Source organism: Lutibacter citreus, assembly GCF_003260195.1.
In the GTDB taxonomy this organism is placed as follows: Bacteria; Bacteroidota; Bacteroidia; order Flavobacteriales; family Flavobacteriaceae; genus Lutibacter; species Lutibacter citreus.
Genome location: NZ_QEIH01000001.1, coordinates 210,043 through 229,514, shown reverse-complemented (window position 1 = coordinate 229,514; position 19,472 = coordinate 210,043). Strand labels below are relative to the sequence as shown.

Genomic DNA, 19,472 nt, shown 5'->3' with positions numbered 1-19,472 from the left:
AAAGAACCTTTCGTAATTTTCACGTCTAGAACTAAAAAAAATATGCACAAACAACCAAAATTAACAAGGTTTAACGAGAATGTTTTGTCTAAATATCAAATTTACAACAGTATATTTATGACGCTTCCATTTGATACAATTACCAAAACAGGTGTGTTGCTTCCGTTATTTCATGAGGTATGTCAAGATGGGTTTTCAAACAAAAAAAATGCAACTGAAATAGTTGAAACTTTTTTTAAGACCTATCAAAAAAGTCCATCGGAAGAAGAAAAACTAAACCTACTTTTTAAATTTATTCAATATATTGAACGTCAAGTAGTTTTATTTGACGCCATTGAAGATGCCGCATTTCCTGTTGTAAATAATATGGATGGTGTTGGAACATTAAGAAATAGTAAAGAAATGGCTGCTTTAGAAAATAAATCAGCGGCTCTTAAAAAACATTTAGAAGACTTTAAAATTCGTGTTGTTTTAACGGCTCACCCTACTCAATTTTACCCAGGAGCTGTTTTAGGTATTATAAATGACCTTACTGAAGCTATTGAAAATAATGACTTATTAGTAATAAACCAATTACTGGCTCAATTAGGAAAAACACCTTTCTTTAAAAAAGAAAAACCTTCTCCATATGATGAGGCTGTTAATTTAATTTGGTACCTAGAAAACGTATTTTATCATTCAGTATCTACTGTTTATGATTACATCCAAAGTAATATTTTTGGCGGAAAACCATTTAACAATGAAGTAATTGATCTTGGTTTCTGGCCAGGAGGTGACCGTGATGGAAATCCTTTTGTAACAACAGAAATTACATTAAATGTTGCCAAACGTTTAAAACAAACAATATTAAAAAATTATTATAGAGACGTAAGAAAACTTAAAAGAAGATTAACTTTTGATGGTGTTGAGCAAGCAATCTCTGAATTGGAAACAATATTATTTGAAAATAGTGTAAATCCTAGTAGTAATAAAATGATTCCTTTAGAATTGTTTAAAGAAAAACTTAATGGAATAAAAGAAACTTTAATTAACAAACATCAATCTTTATATATTGATGAAATTACTGATCTTATAAATAAAGTTCAAATTTTCGGTTACCACTTTGCTACTTTAGATATTAGACAAGATAGTAGAGTGCATCACAATGTATTTTCTAATATTGTTAAAACTCTACACGAAAATAGAAACACTAGCTTCCCTAAGGGATATTTAGACCTTTCAGAAGACGAGCAAATTGATATTCTTTCAAAAGTATCTAATTCTGTTGATATTTCTATATTTAAAGATGAAATGGCAGCCAAAACCTTAGGTTCTATTTATGCCATAAAAACAATTCAAGAAAACAACGGTGAAAAGGGTGCAAACCGCTATATTATAAGTAATAATCAAACTGCCGTAAATGTTATGGAAACATTTGCAATGTTTAACTTATGTGGTTTTAATCATAATATTACCGCTGATATTATTCCTCTTTTTGAAACAGTTGATGATTTAACAAATGCTGCAGATGTAATGAGAAAATTATACTCTAACTCTGCATATAAAAAACACCTAAGCGAAAGAAATAACAAACAAACAATTATGCTTGGTTTCTCTGACGGGACTAAAGATGGTGGTTATTTAATGGCTAACTGGTCTATTTTTAGAGCTAAAGAAAACTTAACAAAAATATCTAGAGAATACGGTATTAAAGTTATTTTCTTTGATGGTCGTGGTGGACCTCCAGCACGTGGTGGTGGAAAAACACATCAATTTTATGCTTCTTTAGGTCCAACAATTGAAGACGAAGAAATACAGTTAACTGTGCAAGGCCAAACTATTAGTTCTAACTTTGGTACTTTAGAATCTTCACAATACAATATTGAACAATTATTAAGTGCAGGAATTTCAAATGAATTGTTTAGCAATGCTAATCATATTATGACGAAAAAAGATTCTGAAATTATGAATGATTTAGCATTAACTAGCTACAAAGCTTATGTTGATTTTAAAAATCATCCAAAATTTATGCCTTACTTAGAGCGCATGAGTACGTTAAAATATTATGCAAAAACTAATATTGGTAGTAGACCCTCAAAACGTTCTTCATCTAGTGAATTAGAATTTTCAGATTTAAGAGCCATACCTTTTGTAGGGTCTTGGAGTCAATTAAAACAAAATGTGCCTGGTTTTTATGGTGTTGGAACTGCTTTAAAAAAGTATGAAGATAATGGGGAATTTGATAAAATAAAAGCATTTTATAAGGGGTCTGACTTCTTTAAAGCTTTAATTGGAAATAGTATGATGGCGCTTTCAAAATCATTTTTTGAATTGACTGAATATATGGCTGACGATAAAGAATTTGGAGAATTTTGGAATATTATTCATGAAGAATATTTAACTACAAAACGTTTAATTTTAAAACTATCTGATTATGATGTTTTAATGCAAAGTAACCCTGTAGGTAAAGCTTCAATTGATATTAGAGAAAACATTGTTTTACCTCTTTTAACTATTCAACAATTTGCTTTACGTAAAATACAAGAATTACAAAAAAGCGAAAATATTGATCCTGAAGAATTAAAAATTTACGAAAAAATGGTTACTAGATCTCTATTTGGAAACATTAATGCCAGTAGAAATTCCGCTTAAAAATTATGAATTCAGTAAAGTTAAGTGAAAATGAATATGCTCCATTTTATGGTAACTATATTAAAGTTTTAGGAGAAATAGAGCTTCAAAAGGCTTTAAAATCTTCTTTAAAAAATTTAATTAAAACAATTGAAGTTTTACCTGAAGAAAAATTAGCATATAGATATGATGACGGAAAGTGGACAATTAAAGAATTAATACAGCACCTTATTGATACTGAACGTATTTTAAGTTATAGAGCTTTGCGATTTTCTAGAAATGACGCATCTGAGATACTAGGTTTTAATGAAAACTGGTATGTAGATAATTCAAACGGAAATAATAGAAATATAAATGATCTTTTAAAAGAATTTAAATTAGTAAGAAAATCTACTATAGCGCTTTTTAAAAGTTTTCCTGTTGAAATGTTCACTAGACAAGGAACAGCAAATGGTAGCGATATGACAGTAAGAGCATTAGGCTTTATTATTGCAGGCCACCAAACACATCATTTAAATATTATTAAAGAAAAGTATATTTAATAGTTTATTAAATAAAGTATAAAAACCTCGATAAGATTAATTCTTATCGAGGTTTTATTATTTAAGTAACTTTATTAATATAACTACTCTACTAGCTCAAAATCCCCTTGAGAAGGAAAATAAAGACTCCATTCCAAATCCGAATTAACAACTTGTATGATGTTCGTTCCTCCTATAAAATTTACTGGAATTTTTTTTGTCCCAAGTTCTGTAAAAGTGACACTATAAAGATTACCGTTTACGGTATAATTTATTACTTCCTGAGATCTTAATTTCTCTGAATTCGATTTAATGGTTATTTGTACTGCGTACTCATTTTTTGGATCCAAACACCCATCGCCAATTAAAGTGCCATCACTATTTATAAAAACAATTTCCTGCTCAATAACTTGGTCATCATCATCTTTTGAACAGTTCACAAACAACATAAATATTACTATTACAACACTATATAATTTTAATTTCATGATTATTGTTTTAAATTAATCGTTATTTCTTTAACATTTCCTCCAACTTTAACTTTATATGTACCTGTTTCTAGATTACTAAAAACGGCCTCACCATTATGTATTGTTTGAGTTGCATATGTATTACCTTCCTTTATTAAAACAGCTTCAATTTGATTCTCTGTATATAATATTTTAATTGCCCCACCTTGGTAGCAAACTGCATCTTTTTTATAAAAAGTTGCCACTCCTTTACTTAAATTTATGGTTACTTCCCATTGCTTTAAAACAGATTGATCTTCTGAAAGCACTTGAAATTGAACTGGATTACTAAAATCAATTGAGCTATTTCCTGATTCTACATTCTCTGTTCCTTTGAATAATTTTGATCCTGAACTTATTTCAAACAAAGCATTTAAAGCGGTGACATTTTTGTCATTGTTAACATCTATAGATATTTGACTTCCTATAATTGACATGTCATTAATAGTTAGATTATTAAATTTAAAATCAATAATTTCGGCACTTGAACTTAATGAAGGGCTTGCTAAACTAAATGCTTGAAATAAGTTACCATAATGTTCATTAATTTCAAAAGTTTTTGTTTTTGCCACCTCTTTAATAACATCAATTTCTGAATCGTATATTTTAAAATTTAACACCTCACTATTTTCATTTGAAAAAACTGTTAAATAGGCATAATAACTATCTTCACTTGCCACGTATGTTAAATTTGTAACACCTCTACACTCTCCATTTACAAAAGCAGCCACTTTATCATTTGGGCTTGACAACTCATTACCATCTATATTTACAAACGCCACAAAAGACATTGTATACTGAAAATTATTCTCATTAACCGCCCAATTTGAAACTTGGCTAAAAACATTAATTCCAATAAAAAACAGTACAATGGTACTATATATTTTATTTTTCATTTTTATATTTTTTTAATAAGTAACATTTAAATAAACACGTTTAATTGTGATATTTAAATGTTACTTTTTTAATATTATTTCTTAACAACTTTACTTACCAATATGTTCTCTCCCACTTTTACTTGTAACAAATAGATTCCTGATGCAACTTTTGGTGAAATTTTCAACCAATTTGTACCCGTTTCTACTTGTTTTTCTTGAGAATACACTAATTGACTAGAAATACTAAATAGTTGAATTAATACATCTTGAGCTTCAAGAGCATTAATTTTTATTGTTAAGTCATTTTCAAATGGATTAGGAAATACATCCACTTGGTCTGAAAACATTTCCAAAACAATAGGATTTTTAACCGTACCTAGAACACTATTACTTTTAAAGCTTATTGTTTTAGTTGTAGCCTTTTTAGTGCGTCCATCTCCTATAGAGAATACTAAAGGTTCATTAATTTCTCCATAAATTGTAATAAAGTTCAACTCTTTATCATTTACAATTTGATTAATTGATTTACCTTTTAAGTTACCTTCTGAATCATAAATAAACAATTCATTAAAACCTTCAGGCAATTGAACCACTGCATTCATATTTTCAGAATACTTCATAAATGCTGATGCTATATTTGGCTGTCCATTTTCTGCACCAAACTTACTTGGCTTACCTGCACTTGATTTGGCTAAATAGTTAGGATAGCTAAATGTTTGATCTTTACTAGATTTTATCATATAACCAGTGCCTGAAACTAAATAATTTAAAGTTCCATTCCAACCATTTATTGGGTCATAAATTGCAAATAAATTTTGCGATTTAATTACATCTCCATCTACAGCATCAAAATAAGCCAATGCTTCATTTGTAGATTGATTTCCGAGTAATGGATATGGTAACCAGTTCCAATTTTCTTTAATTGGAAATGACCAATTTGAAAGATCTATAGGGGTTCCTTTTATATTTAAAGCCTGTTCATTGGCAAATTTTACTTTGTACATTTTTGAAACAGAAAGACCTCCATTTGCACTTACTGTCCCAGACCATGTACTGTTTGAAGGGACAGATGCATCTTTATAATAAGTTTCTAATTGTGATGGAGAATGACTTAACATTCTATCATCTGTTTCTAATTTTAAACTTTGTGTTAATGCATTTAAATTTGAATAATTTGAATCGTTCACATTCAAAGAAACCCAAGTCCATCCTTTATTCAATTCAATATCTTGAACCAATACATCCGAATTTTCAAAAATTATAGGAATACTTAAACTTCCTTCAACTTCGTTTTCTTTAAACGTTGTTGTTAAATCACCATCAATTTCGGCTTCAATAGTTTTTCCTTGAGAAGCATCCCAAATACTAAATACAATGTTTTCACCGTAAACATTATTACTGTAAACAGTTAAGTAAACATAATATTCTTTAAATGCCTCATTATATACTAAAGATGCGGCTCCTCTAACTTCGCCATTATAAAATGCTGCGATTTTATCATAAGAATCCTCAGAGAACTTACTATCAACTTTTATTCTTCCAACAATGTTCATACTATAATCAAAATCAGTTGGATCAAATTCCCAATCTGGTTCTGGAGCTAAAACTCTCAATTTTACTTGCATTTTTTCATCAAAACCAAAATCGGTTTGCAAGTACATATTCTCTAAATATTCACCCGCTGTCAGTTCTTTATCAATAGTTGCTTTAAGAATTATTTTACTATCTGGAGCAATGGTTCCTGAAGCACTACTTAACTTTAACCAACTTGGCACATTATTAATAGAATATGGCTGCCCACTTCCTCCTTTATTTATTAAGGTAATTTCAAATGATTTCTCTTCGCCAGTATTTTTTACAATATCAACAATTTCATTATAGCCTTCTGCAAACCAACTAACTTCGTTACGCTTTACATAAGCTGTCCAAGTTATTGGAGATTGCTGCCTGTTATTTGCACTATCAAACATTCTGTGCACCGTAATATCCAGAATCTGGCCTTCTAATGAAGCCCAATCTGTAACAACGGGTTCTAAAATCATTTGATCTCCATTAATTACTCTATTAACCTCAAATTTAATAAGTTCTCTTTCTGGTCTTATTGCTGGAACATCATCCGAATAATTCACTTCCCCACTATTCATTCCAGCTAAACTTGCAGCAATTGTTTCATTTACATCTGCATGGAAATATCTCGGTCCACTTCCATTTTCAGGATCTGGTGCATTCATTCTGGCATATAATACCAACCCAATACTTTCAACTTCAACCTCATTAAATCTATCTCTACTTATTTGTTCAACATTTCGCAAGGTATTCCACAATCTAAATTCATCAATTTTACCAGTAAATTCATTATCTACAGTTTCAACACCTGCCAAATCCATACTACCTCTTGCTCCTAACCAAATTTTATTTCCAGAAAAACCACCAATAGTAGCCATTTGATTTGAAGTAACCGGCTCTGCATCTACATACGTTCTTAACGAACCTATTCTATTAAATAATAAAGTAATGTGATGCCAATTATCATCTGCAACAGGTTCACTTGTTAATACATAGGAATTTCCTTCACTCTCAAAGGTTAACATTCCTGAACTAGTCATGTTAATTGCCCATTTATTTGCACGTTCGTTAGACTGTACAACATCAGACCCATCACCTTTACCATTTGAAAATAATGTTGCTTGTTGCCCAATTGGAGTTTTCATCCAAAATGAGATTGTTGCATCCATTTCATTTGTTAACTGTACTAAGCCTACATTATCTAATACTAAGTATTGACCATTATTAAACTCGTAAGAAGTTCCTTTTGGTTTTATATCCCAATCTGCATTAATTTGTGCGTGTTTATATCTTGCCAAATCTTTTGCAATTTCACCTCTACCCTCATCCATTGGCCAGTACCCTACTAAATTAGCTTCATTACCAATTAATTTATCATACATTTTTGCATAGGCATTTTCTAAACTTATTGTTTTATTCCACAATCTAAGTTCTTGTATATTTCCAATAAATGAATTACCTCCTATTACCAATGAGTTATTATTCGTAAAATCTACATTAGCACTGCCAGAATTACCACCAATTTCGGCATCATCTTGATAAATACTAATTTCTCCCGAACTATTTTTATGAGTAAAAGTATAATGATGATACAATCCATCATTAGCAATACTACCTTGCGCAGAAATACCTCCCAATGAAAACAAAATTTCACCATTGTTTAAACTAATATTTAAACCTCCATCTTGTTTAATAATATCGGCGGTTCCAGCAACTGTGCTATTGTTCATCCAAAACTCTAATGTAAAATCTCCTGAAGTAATTTTTGGTTTGTTAATAACAGCTGTATTGCTTTCACCTTCAAAATGCAATGAAACACTATGATTGATAGGTAACTGATTTGTTTGTCCTTTTATTTCAATAGTACTTATTGCAGAATTGTAAAAGATTGGCTCGTTAAAACTTACTTTTAAATCTTCACCTGCTCCTAAAATTCCATCTATTGGTAATGGTGTCCCAAATCTTTGCGGGCTTGTTAAATCTACCCTACCTGTAACAACTTCCGAAATATATTCGGTATCGTTAGTACACGTACTTCTTGCTCTTAATTCATATTCTCCATCTGACAATTGTAAACCAACAATATCCAACGCATAAACAAGTTCCGGACTATCAATTAATGCTATTTCAGATTCATTTGCTGCAACTGCTTCATCATAAAAATCTTGATTTGTATAATACGTTTGCAAACTTGTCCAAGTTGGAGAAGAAGCTAGTCTATATTCTAAATCTAGTTTTTTAAAACTATTAAAACTCGTATCAAAACCTGCCAATTTAATTTGTAACGGATTTACAGATTCATCAATATTATAAGCTGTTTTATTATTATATACCCAATTTGTTAATGGAGCAGTTAATTCTACTTCAGAACATGAAGGAACAAAGTGAGCAGAAATCAATGTTTCAGCAAACACATCTTCATCACATCTTGATCTTAAAACGATTTTAATATCCTCATAATCATAAACGTCAGAAATAGATTTACCCAAGGTCATAGCATACTCTACTTTTTGTCCATACGGAACAAATACTACTGTTCCATTAGGCTCTATATTTATTACTGCATTGCTTGGATTGCTTAAATTATCAACAATTAATTCAAAATAAACATCAGTTTCTGAAACACTATTATTTTCTAATAATAAAATAAACTCCGCATTATTACTCTCTGGAACATTACTTACATCAGCAACTTCAACACTAATCAATGGAAGTTCCGCCCTTTGCGTTGCATAACTTAATTCCTCTTGCTTTTCCTCTATTAATTCATTAATAACTGTTGCTTCTGGATTATAATCTGCATGATTGTAGAATATTGATCGTTCCGGACCTTCATAAGGACATGATGTTACACCTCCAATGGCACTGAAAATAGGTCCATTTCCATCAAATAAATTTACCACATCAACACTTAACAAATTATCTTTATCATTATCCTTTAACGTGTAACTAATTGTAACGGTTGACTCCTGCTCTTCAGATATTCCAGCATTTATATCTTGTTCAAAGAAACCTGTTGTAGTACTAATTAATCCTGTTGAATTAAATGCAAAACCTAATTCTGCTGCAATCCTTTCATTTATATTTAAATTAATTTCTTTTGTACTAGATGAAACAATAGAAGTCTCTATACTTCTAGTAAACTCTCCAACACCAGCATCAAACGAAATATTATCATCAAAATTAGTTTCTAATAAACTTTTAAGATTATTTGAAGCTGTCAACTTCTTATTTAAATTTGCTTCAAGCGCCGGAGTTAAATCACCATCATTAATAGCCGCAGTCAGTTCACTATTAAAATTATTTACTATACTAACTAAACCATCCTTATAAGTTGACCGATTGTTTTTTACTAAATATTTACTTTTCTCATTATCTAATATAACCTTTCTCCATAAATTCACTTGCTGTTGATATTCATTTAAAGGCTGTATTCCAGGATCATCTTCACTTACAATACCGTTTTCATAATTTGAAATAATTAATTGCAATCCAGGAATTAATGTTTCCAAAATATGTTTTTGTGAGAAAATGAAAAAAGTTTCAGATGGCTCTTCTACAAAATACATTGCTTTTTGTTTACTTACAAAAATTGTTTCACCTGCTATATTTGTTAATGGGTATGAATCCGAAGTTCCAATTATTGCTTTTGAAGTTTGAATATCATCATAAGAACCATAAAAATAATTTTTAGATTGCCCTATGTATAAATCACCATTTGAACCAACATAATCAGGATCATCGCTCGTTGAAATAGTTTGAGAAAAACTATATGATTTTGTTAAACTCTTACCATCCGTTGAAGTTCTTGATAATTCTATACCTGCTTGGACATTATCTGTTGTTTCAGTTTCTATCACTGGTCCAGCCAAACCTCCTCCGGTCTTAAACTCAACTCCCAACATTAATTTTAAATCTTCAGATTCTCCTATAGTATTATTAAATTCTGTTTCGGTAGTAAAAGTAATACTCTCGCCACTTTCAATATATGCAAAACTATTTGAACCTGGTGGATCTCTTAAAATAATATCTGGAACATCTGGAGCAGCTGTAGTAAACGTTTGGCTTCCATCAGACTGACCTCCTAATATGATTCCTTTTGGATCATAATCCTCGGCTTCATAATCAATATCATTAATTCTGTATTTTATATCAATTGTTCTGGTAAATGGACTAGAAATAGAAGGTAAACCTCCTTTAAAAGTATAAATAATTATACTTGAATCATTTGCATCTCTTTCAACAATTTCAGACCCTTCAAGAGCCAAATTATTTGTAGGTTTAAATTCTCCATCAATAATAGGCACAATATCCTCAACCGCATCGTCTCCATCATAGTTCAAATAAGGCTCAAAACTTTGCATTTCAATTTCATAATTACCAAACTGGTTGTAAACTAGAAATTCAAATCCTTGTGTACTTATTTTTTCCCCATTTACATCTACCTCTGCTTCAGAAGTTTGATTTAAAACTCTAAGTACTGGTGTTGATCTATAAACAAAACTCTTTTCGTAATGATAAGGTTCTCCAAATTCAAAACTACCATCTGGATATTCAAATTGAGGTATTGTTAATTCCCCTACTTTTGAAAGATTTACTTTTTCATCTGCTTTTAATAGCGAGATATTATCATCATTATATACAATTCTTAAACCATTTAATTGGTTTATAGTATATTTCAACGGCATTACGGATTTCCTGTACTCTCCAGTTAAAATATTTGTAGTGAAATTAAACTCTGTTTCAAGCTCACTTTCAGTTGATCCAGGAGGAATATAACCTAATTTAATAGCAGCTTGCCCAATGTTATTTAAGGCACTAATGGTTATAGTTTCTGGATCCCCATCTGCTCCTGTAATTTGTTTTTGAAATAAACCTTGGTCACCAAAACCAATAGGTTTGGCAGCTTCAACACTCCCTCCAACTACTTTACCAACCAATGTAACCCTTGTACTATCCACAAAAATTACGGCTTCATTTGAGTCTTCGAAAAACTCTTTAAATGTACCAGGTTCCGCAGGAAATCTACCTTCATATTTAAAATTATGCCCTGTTTTTTTCACTGAAATATAGTGATTTCCTATTGGTACTTCTATATCAAAATATCCATATACACCATCTTTAGATTCAGATACAACTGGCAAATTATTTTCATTTAACACAATATTACCATCAATATATACATTTACATCATCTGAGTAAATTGTAGCATACTTATCATACCTATCTGTCACTTCATTATACCAATATTCACCTTTCGATAATTTTCCATCACTTAAGGTTTCATAGTAATTATAGCCTTCTCCTATTATTTTAGAAGCTGGAATATATGCATCTGGATCAGTTGTTTCTACAAAAGATTTAAAAACGCCTCTGGTATCATATAAAATTTTACCTTTAAAACTAAATGAAGAAATATCTGTAAAATCAATTTTATTTACAACTTCAGAACCTTGCCCAAGAAAAACTAATTGCTGTCCTGGCTCAAACTGATGAACACCATATAAAGGTGTTATATTAAAAGACTCTCCAGTTCCAGAATAAGGTATGGAAGTAATTTCATAATTTCCATTAATATCTGTAACTCCTAAAATTCCTAATTGATCAGATGTTGGAAAATTGCCAGATCCTTTTGCCCATAGTACTTTGTCAGCTAAATCAGTTGAAGGCTCCCATAATTCTCCATGGTTTTTATTATAATTAAACCCATCTCTAGATAAATCGTAGGCATAAGATCCTACTTTTTCATTGGCACTTAAATAAGTAACCATTCTAGAATCATTACCACTAATATATCTCGAATAATCTGTTCTTATAGTTGTAGGATCTAAAGCTTCTTTCCAAATCCTTATTTCATCTATAAAAGAATCGTTTTGCCCTCCAACGTATAAATGATTCCATTCTGTAGGCCCCCCCCCAATATTCAAAATATTGGTTTGAGTAGGTATGGTTAATTCGAAATTTAACGGTAAATAATTATCATCTTCTTCAAGAAGTTCTCCATTTGCTGTATTTATTTGTAGCTTATAATCATTTGTTATAGCCCTCCCATTTATGTATAATAATGGAACTTTCCCATTTTCCATTACTACTGAAAAATGAACAAAACTGCTATTAAAATTTGACACAGGTATCATAATGTCATCTCCTCTTGAACTTATTTTTCCTGAAGGATAATAATTATGTAATTCATATTTACTTCCACCAATGTTTACAGAAAGTTTATTTGAGGTATTTAATAAGTTAACTTTAACATCAATAGCGTTGGGAGCTAAATTTGCAAGTTGAAATATATTAATAGGAGTACCCGAATCATTTGTAAATTCATTTTCAGGTTTTACCCAGGCTTGAAATGTTGTGGCATTTGTAATTAGATTACTTAACTCTTCTATTTTTATAGTACTGGTTGCTGGGACATTTAATGAACTCCCTTCGCTAATACTACTGCCATCTGAACTTGCCTTTACAATAACATCTTTAACAGGGTTCCCTCCTTTATAACTAATATTACCTGTAACAACAGCTGTTGGGTTTCTATAACCAATACCAGTAATATAATTATTGTACAAACTTTCAACATCATTAACTCCTTCAGCAACTACTTTATACTCATACAATACACCACCCTCTACATATTTATCTTCATATGTAGTCTCACTTTTAGATACACTTGCAACAAAATCATATTTGTTGGCTACATCTTCAGTATTATTAGCATATTCTCTAAATTCTCTACGATAAATTTTTATACTGCTTATTAAATTGAAATTAGCTCTTAAATCCCAGTTAATTAGTATTTTATCTCCAAAAAACCCTTTTGAAACATCAAACGCCCCTTCTTTTTCCGTAAATGTTGGAAATAAATACAAAATATCCCAAGGAAAACGAATATCCAACGGATTGGTATAACGCTCGAAAGAAGGATTGCTTATACGTTCTACACTGTTATCTCCTAAATAAGGAACACCTACCTGTATGGTAAAACCCTTATTTTGAACAGCTTGCGAAACAGGAACTATCTTAGCCCCAGTATCGTTTTGTGCCCATAGCCCTGTCACCAGCAACCATAGGCCAAAAGTTATAATTATTTTTTTCATAATTATAACTTTATAGTTTTATAATATAGTTTACCCCATGGTTTACCGGTCGTGTCTCTGTTGTTCCAGCATCTCCTGTTCTACCAGTTATTGTATGATTGTGTGCACCATCAAAGTTAGGGGTTGTACGGTCAGAGTCTCGGTGTCTAAAATCATTATCAAGCTGATCCTGATCATCGCCATTGTCATCTCCCATATGTTGTCTCCATCTATCTTTATATGTATGATGGTGTTCTCCTCCCTCTTCAGTATCTAATGTCCCTTTATCATGATCATGCTCTTTAAAGCCTTCTCCTTGAGGAGCATTTAAAGCGGGCCCAGACAAGCCATTTTCAGGGCTTATACCTGTTCCTCTTAAAAACATCCCTTGTAAATTTGGCACATTAGTTGCACCTCCCAAAAACTCTTTTAAATTATTCCCTTTATCTCCAATCGAAGCAAAAGTTTGCCCTTTACATAATACCCAACCCGGTGGCTCACTATCACCCAAATAAGGCATAATAGACCCCGTAGGAACCCCATTATTTGCCGAAATAGCGTAAGGCACATGTTTCAACGGTTCATTGCTAATTTCAGTTAAAGGTGAACCCGCTTCAATTTTTAACCACATCTGAAAATTAGCAAAATCTGAATTTTTTTCAGGATCTACATCTAATACATACGAGAATACACCAAATGCATCTGTTTTTAAGTTTGGATCATCAGAAAACACTGTAAATTCTGTATTGCTATCTGTATAGTAAATAGTGAATAAAAAAGGTATCAAATCTCCCGTTGTTATGGCAGTATTATTGTTATCTCTAGCAATACCTTGTACGGCAATACCAGCTTGTGATGCAGAAGTTTGTGCATAATTTGTTGTAAAAGTAAACAACATTAAAAGTGAAAGTAAAAGTAATTTTGATTTCATGAGTAGTAGTTTTGGTTAATAAGTATTTTTAAATTTTAAATATGAGCTTGCACATAATAGCTACGTAGTACAACGTAAAGAAAAAGCCTTTAAAATATCATTATTTTTTATGCACCATTCCTTTAAACTAATTTGCTGATGCGTTAAATTTAATTTTAATGCAATCTCTTTTAAATTTCTATTTAATAGTACTGATGCATTTGAATCTTGATTAATATCTTTCGTTTTTTTTGTAGCTGCTAAGTCTAATAAAATAGCTATCTCATAATTAGAAAGTGACTCCATAGTTTTCATCATTTTATTATTGAATTTTTTAAATCTTTGCTCTATCAAGTTCCAAAACCAATTTTTGGATTTATGCAAATGAGATAATACTTTAAGTAGAGTTTTAACACTCATGTTGCAATAAAAAACTTCGTTAATTTTTACAAACTGAAGTGGCTCAAACATTGGTAACTCTCTTGTTTTAAGCACTACAATAAATTGAGTTTTAACTTCTTTGCTTTTTGCTGTTTTTATAATATCAAAAGCAGAAAGGAACGGTAATTCAGCTTCAATAATGGCTACTTTGGGTTGATAGCGTAATATAAATTCTAATGCTTCTATACCAGCTACTGATTGTTGTTCAATTAAATAACCATTTTCTGTTAACCCAATAGTTAAACCAAGCGCATAGTTTCTATTACTATGAGCTACAAATAAAGTATGTTGTTGCTTCTCTTGCATCTGATATGCAAGATATTACGTTAAAGTATATTAGGAAATAAGAGTTAATACGTAATCTATACGTGGTACTACGTAGTGCTAACGAAATATTTTTGAAAAAAATTAATTATAAAACTAATAACGCCTTATTCAATTTATAAATTTAAAATGATATTTTTATTTATAAATGCCCAATTAGTTAAGGAATTCGTAGATGCCTTTAAATCTAATTTTTCAATTATATTACTTCTGTGTTTTTCTATTGTTCTTGCGGATACATTTAATTTTTCTGCGATATGCTTTGTTGATACCTGCTTGGAAATGTATTTTAATATTACAACTTCTGATGCTGATAAAAATTGTAATTTTTGAAGTTGACTAGACGCATTTTCAATTGAATTATTTTGTATTGAAGGACTAAAATATTCACATTTATTTATTACCGCTTTTATGCATTTTTCTATTTCTAGAAAAGAATCTTCTTTTAATAAATAGCCTTTAATTTGAAGCGATTTTGCTTGCATTATATAGCTAGATTCTTTATGGAAAGTTTGTATTATAAACTGTGTTGCTGATTTTTTATCAGTTGCCATTTTTACAACTTCAAAACCAGATAATAAAGGCATATCTACATCTAAAATTGCTAATGTTGGCTTCAATTTTAATACTAACTCTAAAGCACTTAAACCATTTTCTGCCTTACCAATTACGTGGTAACCATTTTCTGTAAGCTCTTCAAAAAGGCCCTTTAATAACATTGGATGATCATCTGCAATAATTATTGAAATTTTCTTTTTCATTATCATTTCTTTGGGATTATTAATTCAATAACTGTTCCTTCTCCTTGCTTAGTTTTAATAGCTAATTTAGAATTAATTATTTTAGACCGTTCTAAAATTGTTTTCATACCTAAACTAGTATTTTCTTTTTTAATTTTAAAAAAATCAAAGCCTTTTCCGTTATCCTCTATCGTCATTTTTATAAAGCTAGCATTGTTCACTATAGTAACAAAAACAGTTGTGGCAGCCGCATGTTTTACAATATTATTTAATGCTTCTTGTAAAATCCTATATAAATGAAGTTGAGTTTCTTTATTTAAATTTTCGTCAATATTCTCTATATCATTGGTAAAAAACATATTGGTATGTTCATCAACTTCATTAACTAAAGCAATTATTGCTGATGTGATTCCTAGCTGTTCAATAGTAGATGGATGCAACCCTTTTGAAATATTTCTTAATTCATTTAAAGTACTATCAGCTAATTCATCCATTTCAGTAATTCCAAATAATTTTATTTTCTTTGTTAGTAACATTAATTTTTGACCAACACTATCATGTAATTCTCTTGATAATCTTGTACTCTCATTTTCTTTAACCTCTATCAAGTTTTGTAAAAACTTTTCCTGTAATTTTTGTTTTCTTTTAGCAGTATTTCTAGACCTATATAACATAATAAAACCAAAAACCGAGACAAGTCCCGTACCTCCAAACAACAACCATTGATTTTTTACTTTGTTCTTTTCATTTAACAGCATAATATGCTCAACTTGATTTTCAATTTTAAAATCTCTTTTTTTTGTTTCAAAGAAGGTTTGGTAATAGCTTAATCCATTTATTTTTTGAACACTTGAAACAGAATCTTTGATGGCATAATAATTATTTAGGTGAAAATTTGCTTCAGCTTTATTACCAAGAGCTTTGTAAACTTTTGATAAAAACTTTTCTGCATCTTGAATTCCTTCGGGCTTATTATCCTTTATTTTTGAAGCTAAGTGCTCCTTCGCTAATTTTAGAGATTTTTGATAATTACCTTTTGCAAAAGCCACATATTTTAAAACCTCTAAATAGTTTCCATTATTTAACTCATTTGTATATAAAATTTTATTGGCTTCAATTTCTTGCAAATATTTCTCTAAGCTATTTAAATCTCTACCTTCTGAATATGCCACTATTAATTTACAAATAATAACAGGACGCATATAAAAATCATTATTTGATTTTTCATGAAACTCTAACGATATTAATAAATTAGCAATACATTCTTTTAACTTTCCAACTCTTCTAAAATCCTCTGCTCCATTATAATACAAAGACACTAAGTTCCTATAACCGTTAATTTTCTTAGCCAATATAATTGCTTCTTCACGCTCTAACTCAGCAACTTCATAAAAAGCATTTTTACTGTATAAATTAGCTAATGAATTTTTAGCGGCAATTATGTTAAACGTATCTTTTTCCTTTTGAAATAATTTTTCTGCATTCTGCAATTCAATAGATGCTTCTGGAAAATTTCCTATATCTGAATGAGTATAACCCATATACAAATTAATAAGCCCTAAAAGCCAATAATTTTCAGATTTTTTAGCGTATTTTTTGGCTATATCATAATTTTTTAAAGCGGATTTAAAATCTCCCAGAAAAAAATAACTGTCAGCACCATTTAAATACAATCTTGCCAAAAAATAATTATTATTAATTGGTAATTTTTTTTCTATAAATTGTTTAAAAATTGCTAATCCTTCTTTTGGTTTGTTAACAATGCCATTTTTATAATAAATAAAATCAGCTGTTCTATTTGTTGCAATACTTATAGAATCTAACTGTAAAGCATAATGTATTGTAGCTTTTACAATTGAATCGTATTTTAAACTAGTTTTATAGTTTATTGTTGAACATAAACTATCCATAAGTTTGAGTTTCTCTCCTTTTTCAGACAATTCAATTTTTTCTCTTAAATAATTTACTTTAAGCAAAATTTCTGAATCTTGAGCCGTAAGAATAATACTAAAAAATAGGGAGAAAAATAGAAAATTATGCTTCATAGAGGTTTTGAATGTAATACAAATATATTTCTTAAAATATTAAATATCAGTTTTTTATATAAAACCTCTAAAAACAAATTAATAAATAGCTATAAAATGCTCCTAATCTTTACCATCTAAAAAGAAAATTTCATTCACTGGTTTTTTAAATATTTCCGATATTTTTAAAGCCAAAACCGTTGAAGGCACATACTTATTTAATTCCATAGCATTTATAGTTTGCCTACTTACGCTAATCATTTCGGCAAGTTTGGCTTGGGTTAAGTTATGTATTGCTCGTTCAACTTTTATTAAATTCCTCATATTAAGTTGTAACTTTTTTTTAAAATAATGCTACATTTATGCTTAAATGTAATCTTTCTTTTACTTTTAGACAAGTTATTCTTACTATCTCCTTTTCGTAAAAAATCATTACCTTTGCATAACCTAAAAAAATCGTACATTTTTAATGCAGATTTTAAAAAAAATAGCACTCTTTTTTATTGCCTTTATAGCTTTTGTTATAATTGGTGGGTTTGCACTTTATAATTACCTTAAGCTAAGTCACATAGGTTCACAGAAATTGGCTGAACTTAAAAATAAATTTAGAAACAATATTATTACCGTGCTGGCCGGCCAATTTGGGAATCTATTTTGTAATTATAATAGCTATAATGCTAAAATTTACAACAAAGGTGAATTCAGAAAAATACGATTAAACAAACAGGAAGTCAGAATAAATTCAACCAACCTAACTATTATACCTAAAAATGGCTAAAAGAATAACCATAAAGCAGATTGCACAAGCATTACACGTATCAATTTCTACTGTATCAAAAGCTTTAAATGACAGTTATGAAATTAGTGATGAAACTAAAAGTAAAATACAGGAATATGCTAAATTACACAAGTATAAACCCAACACGCTTGCCTTAAGTTTACAAAACAAAAAGACAAAAACCATTGGTATAATTATTCCAAATATACTTACGTACTATTTTGCACGTGTTTTACGAGGAATAGAAAAAGTTGCTACAGAAAAAGGATACAATATTATTACCTGTATTACCAATGAATCTTATAAAAAGGAAGTAGACACTATGGAAATGCTTTCAAATGGAACTATTGATGGTTTTATTGCTTGTATTTCTGTTGAAACATTACAATTGGAAAACTTTGACCATTTTCATGATATTTTAGATGAAGAAACTCCAATAGTTTTATATGATAGAGTTCACAAAAATATTAATTGTGATAAAGTTGTTACAGACAACATAAAAAGTGCTTATAAAGCAACTCGCTATTTAATGAAATCAGATTGTAAAAACATTGCACTAATTTCAACATCTGAATATTTAAGTATTAATAAATTTAGAGTTAAAGGATATTTAAAAGCATTAACTAAATACGGTATAACACCAAACGAAAATTTAATTATTAGACAAGACGGTGAGGAAAATATAATGGAACGTATTAATAATATGCTTGATAATAATAAAGTTGATGGTATTTTTACTGTTGATGAAGTTTCTGGAGCCCTCACAACACAAGTTCTAAATAAGCGAGGAATTAAAATACCTGAAGAAATTTCAATAATTGGTTTTACAAATGGTATGCTATCTAGATATGGATCACCTCCACTAACAAGTGTTAACCGTTTTGCCCACACCACAGGTGAAGTTGCAGCAACAAGACTTATAGACAAATTAGAAGGTAATATTAAATTTGACGATATTAAAACTGAAATTATTAGAACCGAACTAGTTGAAAGAGATTCTACAAAAAAACTTTTTATAAAATTTTAAGTTAAAAATTATAGATTTTAATTAAAACCGAAACATTAAAACATTTTTTCTATTTTTATAAAAAAAGA

General features: G+C 29.9%; 12 protein-coding genes. 4 read left to right on the top strand and 8 right to left on the bottom strand.

What is annotated here, in order from left to right:
- The first annotated feature begins 42 nt into the window (after window positions 1-42).
- Both DAD81_RS00860 and DAD81_RS00855 read left to right on the top strand, forming a co-directional pair.
- Entirely contained in the window at window positions 43-2,631 is a 2,589-nt protein-coding gene (locus DAD81_RS00860) for a phosphoenolpyruvate carboxylase (RefSeq protein ID WP_111706334.1), read from the top strand.
- Window positions 2,632-2,636: 5 nt separating this feature from the next.
- The gene (locus tag DAD81_RS00855; protein ID WP_111706333.1) at window positions 2,637-3,152 is read left to right on the top strand and encodes a DinB family protein; all 516 of its coding nucleotides are present in this window, start codon (window positions 2,637-2,639) and stop codon (window positions 3,150-3,152) included.
- Between the two features lie 83 nt (window positions 3,153-3,235).
- Here DAD81_RS00855 and DAD81_RS00850 read toward each other — a convergent pair whose 3' ends face one another.
- From DAD81_RS00850 to DAD81_RS00815, 8 genes are all read right to left on the bottom strand, one after another.
- Complete coding sequence (locus DAD81_RS00850) at window positions 3,236-3,580, bottom strand: hypothetical protein (RefSeq protein WP_179950005.1); 345 nt, start codon at window positions 3,578-3,580, stop codon at window positions 3,236-3,238.
- A 41-nt stretch (window positions 3,581-3,621) separates the two neighbouring features.
- Window positions 3,622-4,536: a hypothetical protein gene (locus tag DAD81_RS00845; RefSeq protein WP_111706331.1), complete on the bottom strand. Its 915-nt coding sequence runs from the start codon at window positions 4,534-4,536 to the stop codon at window positions 3,622-3,624.
- A 74-nt stretch (window positions 4,537-4,610) separates the two neighbouring features.
- Entirely contained in the window at window positions 4,611-13,181 is an 8,571-nt protein-coding gene (locus DAD81_RS00840; RefSeq protein ID WP_111706330.1) for a LamG-like jellyroll fold domain-containing protein, read from the bottom strand.
- A gap of 10 nt (window positions 13,182-13,191) precedes the next feature.
- Window positions 13,192-14,091: a phage tail protein gene (locus DAD81_RS00835; RefSeq protein WP_111706329.1), complete on the bottom strand. Its 900-nt coding sequence runs from the start codon at window positions 14,089-14,091 to the stop codon at window positions 13,192-13,194.
- A gap of 60 nt (window positions 14,092-14,151) precedes the next feature.
- Window positions 14,152-14,817, bottom strand: a complete 666-nt coding sequence (locus DAD81_RS00830; RefSeq protein ID WP_111706328.1) for an ANTAR domain-containing protein — start codon at window positions 14,815-14,817, stop codon at window positions 14,152-14,154.
- A gap of 134 nt (window positions 14,818-14,951) precedes the next feature.
- Entirely contained in the window at window positions 14,952-15,596 is a 645-nt protein-coding gene (locus tag DAD81_RS00825; RefSeq protein WP_245949159.1) for a response regulator, read from the bottom strand.
- A gap of 2 nt (window positions 15,597-15,598) precedes the next feature.
- Window positions 15,599-17,620, bottom strand: coding sequence for a sensor histidine kinase (locus DAD81_RS00820; RefSeq protein ID WP_111706327.1), 2,022 nt, complete (start codon window positions 17,618-17,620; stop codon window positions 15,599-15,601).
- Window positions 17,621-17,722: 102 nt separating this feature from the next.
- The gene (locus tag DAD81_RS00815) at window positions 17,723-17,923 is read right to left on the bottom strand and encodes a helix-turn-helix transcriptional regulator (RefSeq protein ID WP_111706326.1); all 201 of its coding nucleotides are present in this window, start codon (window positions 17,921-17,923) and stop codon (window positions 17,723-17,725) included.
- A 145-nt stretch (window positions 17,924-18,068) separates the two neighbouring features.
- Between DAD81_RS00815 and DAD81_RS00810 the strand changes: the two genes are divergently transcribed.
- Entirely contained in the window at window positions 18,069-18,377 is a 309-nt protein-coding gene (locus tag DAD81_RS00810; protein WP_111706325.1) for a hypothetical protein, read from the top strand.
- On the top strand, window positions 18,370-19,404 hold the full coding sequence (locus tag DAD81_RS00805; protein WP_111706324.1) for a LacI family DNA-binding transcriptional regulator: 1,035 nt from the start codon (window positions 18,370-18,372) through the stop codon (window positions 19,402-19,404). Before DAD81_RS00810 ends, DAD81_RS00805 begins: the two co-directional genes overlap by 8 nt.
- The last annotated feature ends 68 nt before the right edge of the window (window positions 19,405-19,472 follow it).

Excerpts from the sequence above, each read along its gene's own strand:
- DAD81_RS00805 (WP_111706324.1), top strand. The coding sequence starts at position 18,370 with ATGGCTAAAAGAATAACCATAAAGCAGATTGCACAAGCATTACACGTA.
- DAD81_RS00860 (WP_111706334.1), top strand. The coding sequence starts at position 43 with ATGCACAAACAACCAAAATTAACAAGGTTTAACGAGAATGTTTTGTCT.
- DAD81_RS00855 (WP_111706333.1), top strand. The coding sequence starts at position 2,637 with ATGAATTCAGTAAAGTTAAGTGAAAATGAATATGCTCCATTTTATGGT.
- DAD81_RS00820 (WP_111706327.1), bottom strand. The coding sequence starts at position 17,620 with ATGAAGCATAATTTTCTATTTTTCTCCCTATTTTTTAGTATTATTCTT.
- DAD81_RS00810 (WP_111706325.1), top strand. The coding sequence starts at position 18,069 with ATGCAGATTTTAAAAAAAATAGCACTCTTTTTTATTGCCTTTATAGCT.
- DAD81_RS00815 (WP_111706326.1), bottom strand. The coding sequence starts at position 17,923 with ATGAGGAATTTAATAAAAGTTGAACGAGCAATACATAACTTAACCCAA.
- DAD81_RS00850 (WP_179950005.1), bottom strand. The coding sequence starts at position 3,580 with ATGTTGTTTGTGAACTGTTCAAAAGATGATGATGACCAAGTTATTGAG.
- DAD81_RS00830 (WP_111706328.1), bottom strand. The coding sequence starts at position 14,817 with ATGCAAGAGAAGCAACAACATACTTTATTTGTAGCTCATAGTAATAGA.
- DAD81_RS00825 (WP_245949159.1), bottom strand. The coding sequence starts at position 15,596 with ATGAAAAAGAAAATTTCAATAATTATTGCAGATGATCATCCAATGTTA.
- DAD81_RS00845 (WP_111706331.1), bottom strand. The coding sequence starts at position 4,536 with ATGAAAAATAAAATATATAGTACCATTGTACTGTTTTTTATTGGAATT.
- DAD81_RS00840 (WP_111706330.1), bottom strand. The coding sequence starts at position 13,181 with ATGAAAAAAATAATTATAACTTTTGGCCTATGGTTGCTGGTGACAGGG.
- DAD81_RS00835 (WP_111706329.1), bottom strand. The coding sequence starts at position 14,091 with ATGAAATCAAAATTACTTTTACTTTCACTTTTAATGTTGTTTACTTTT.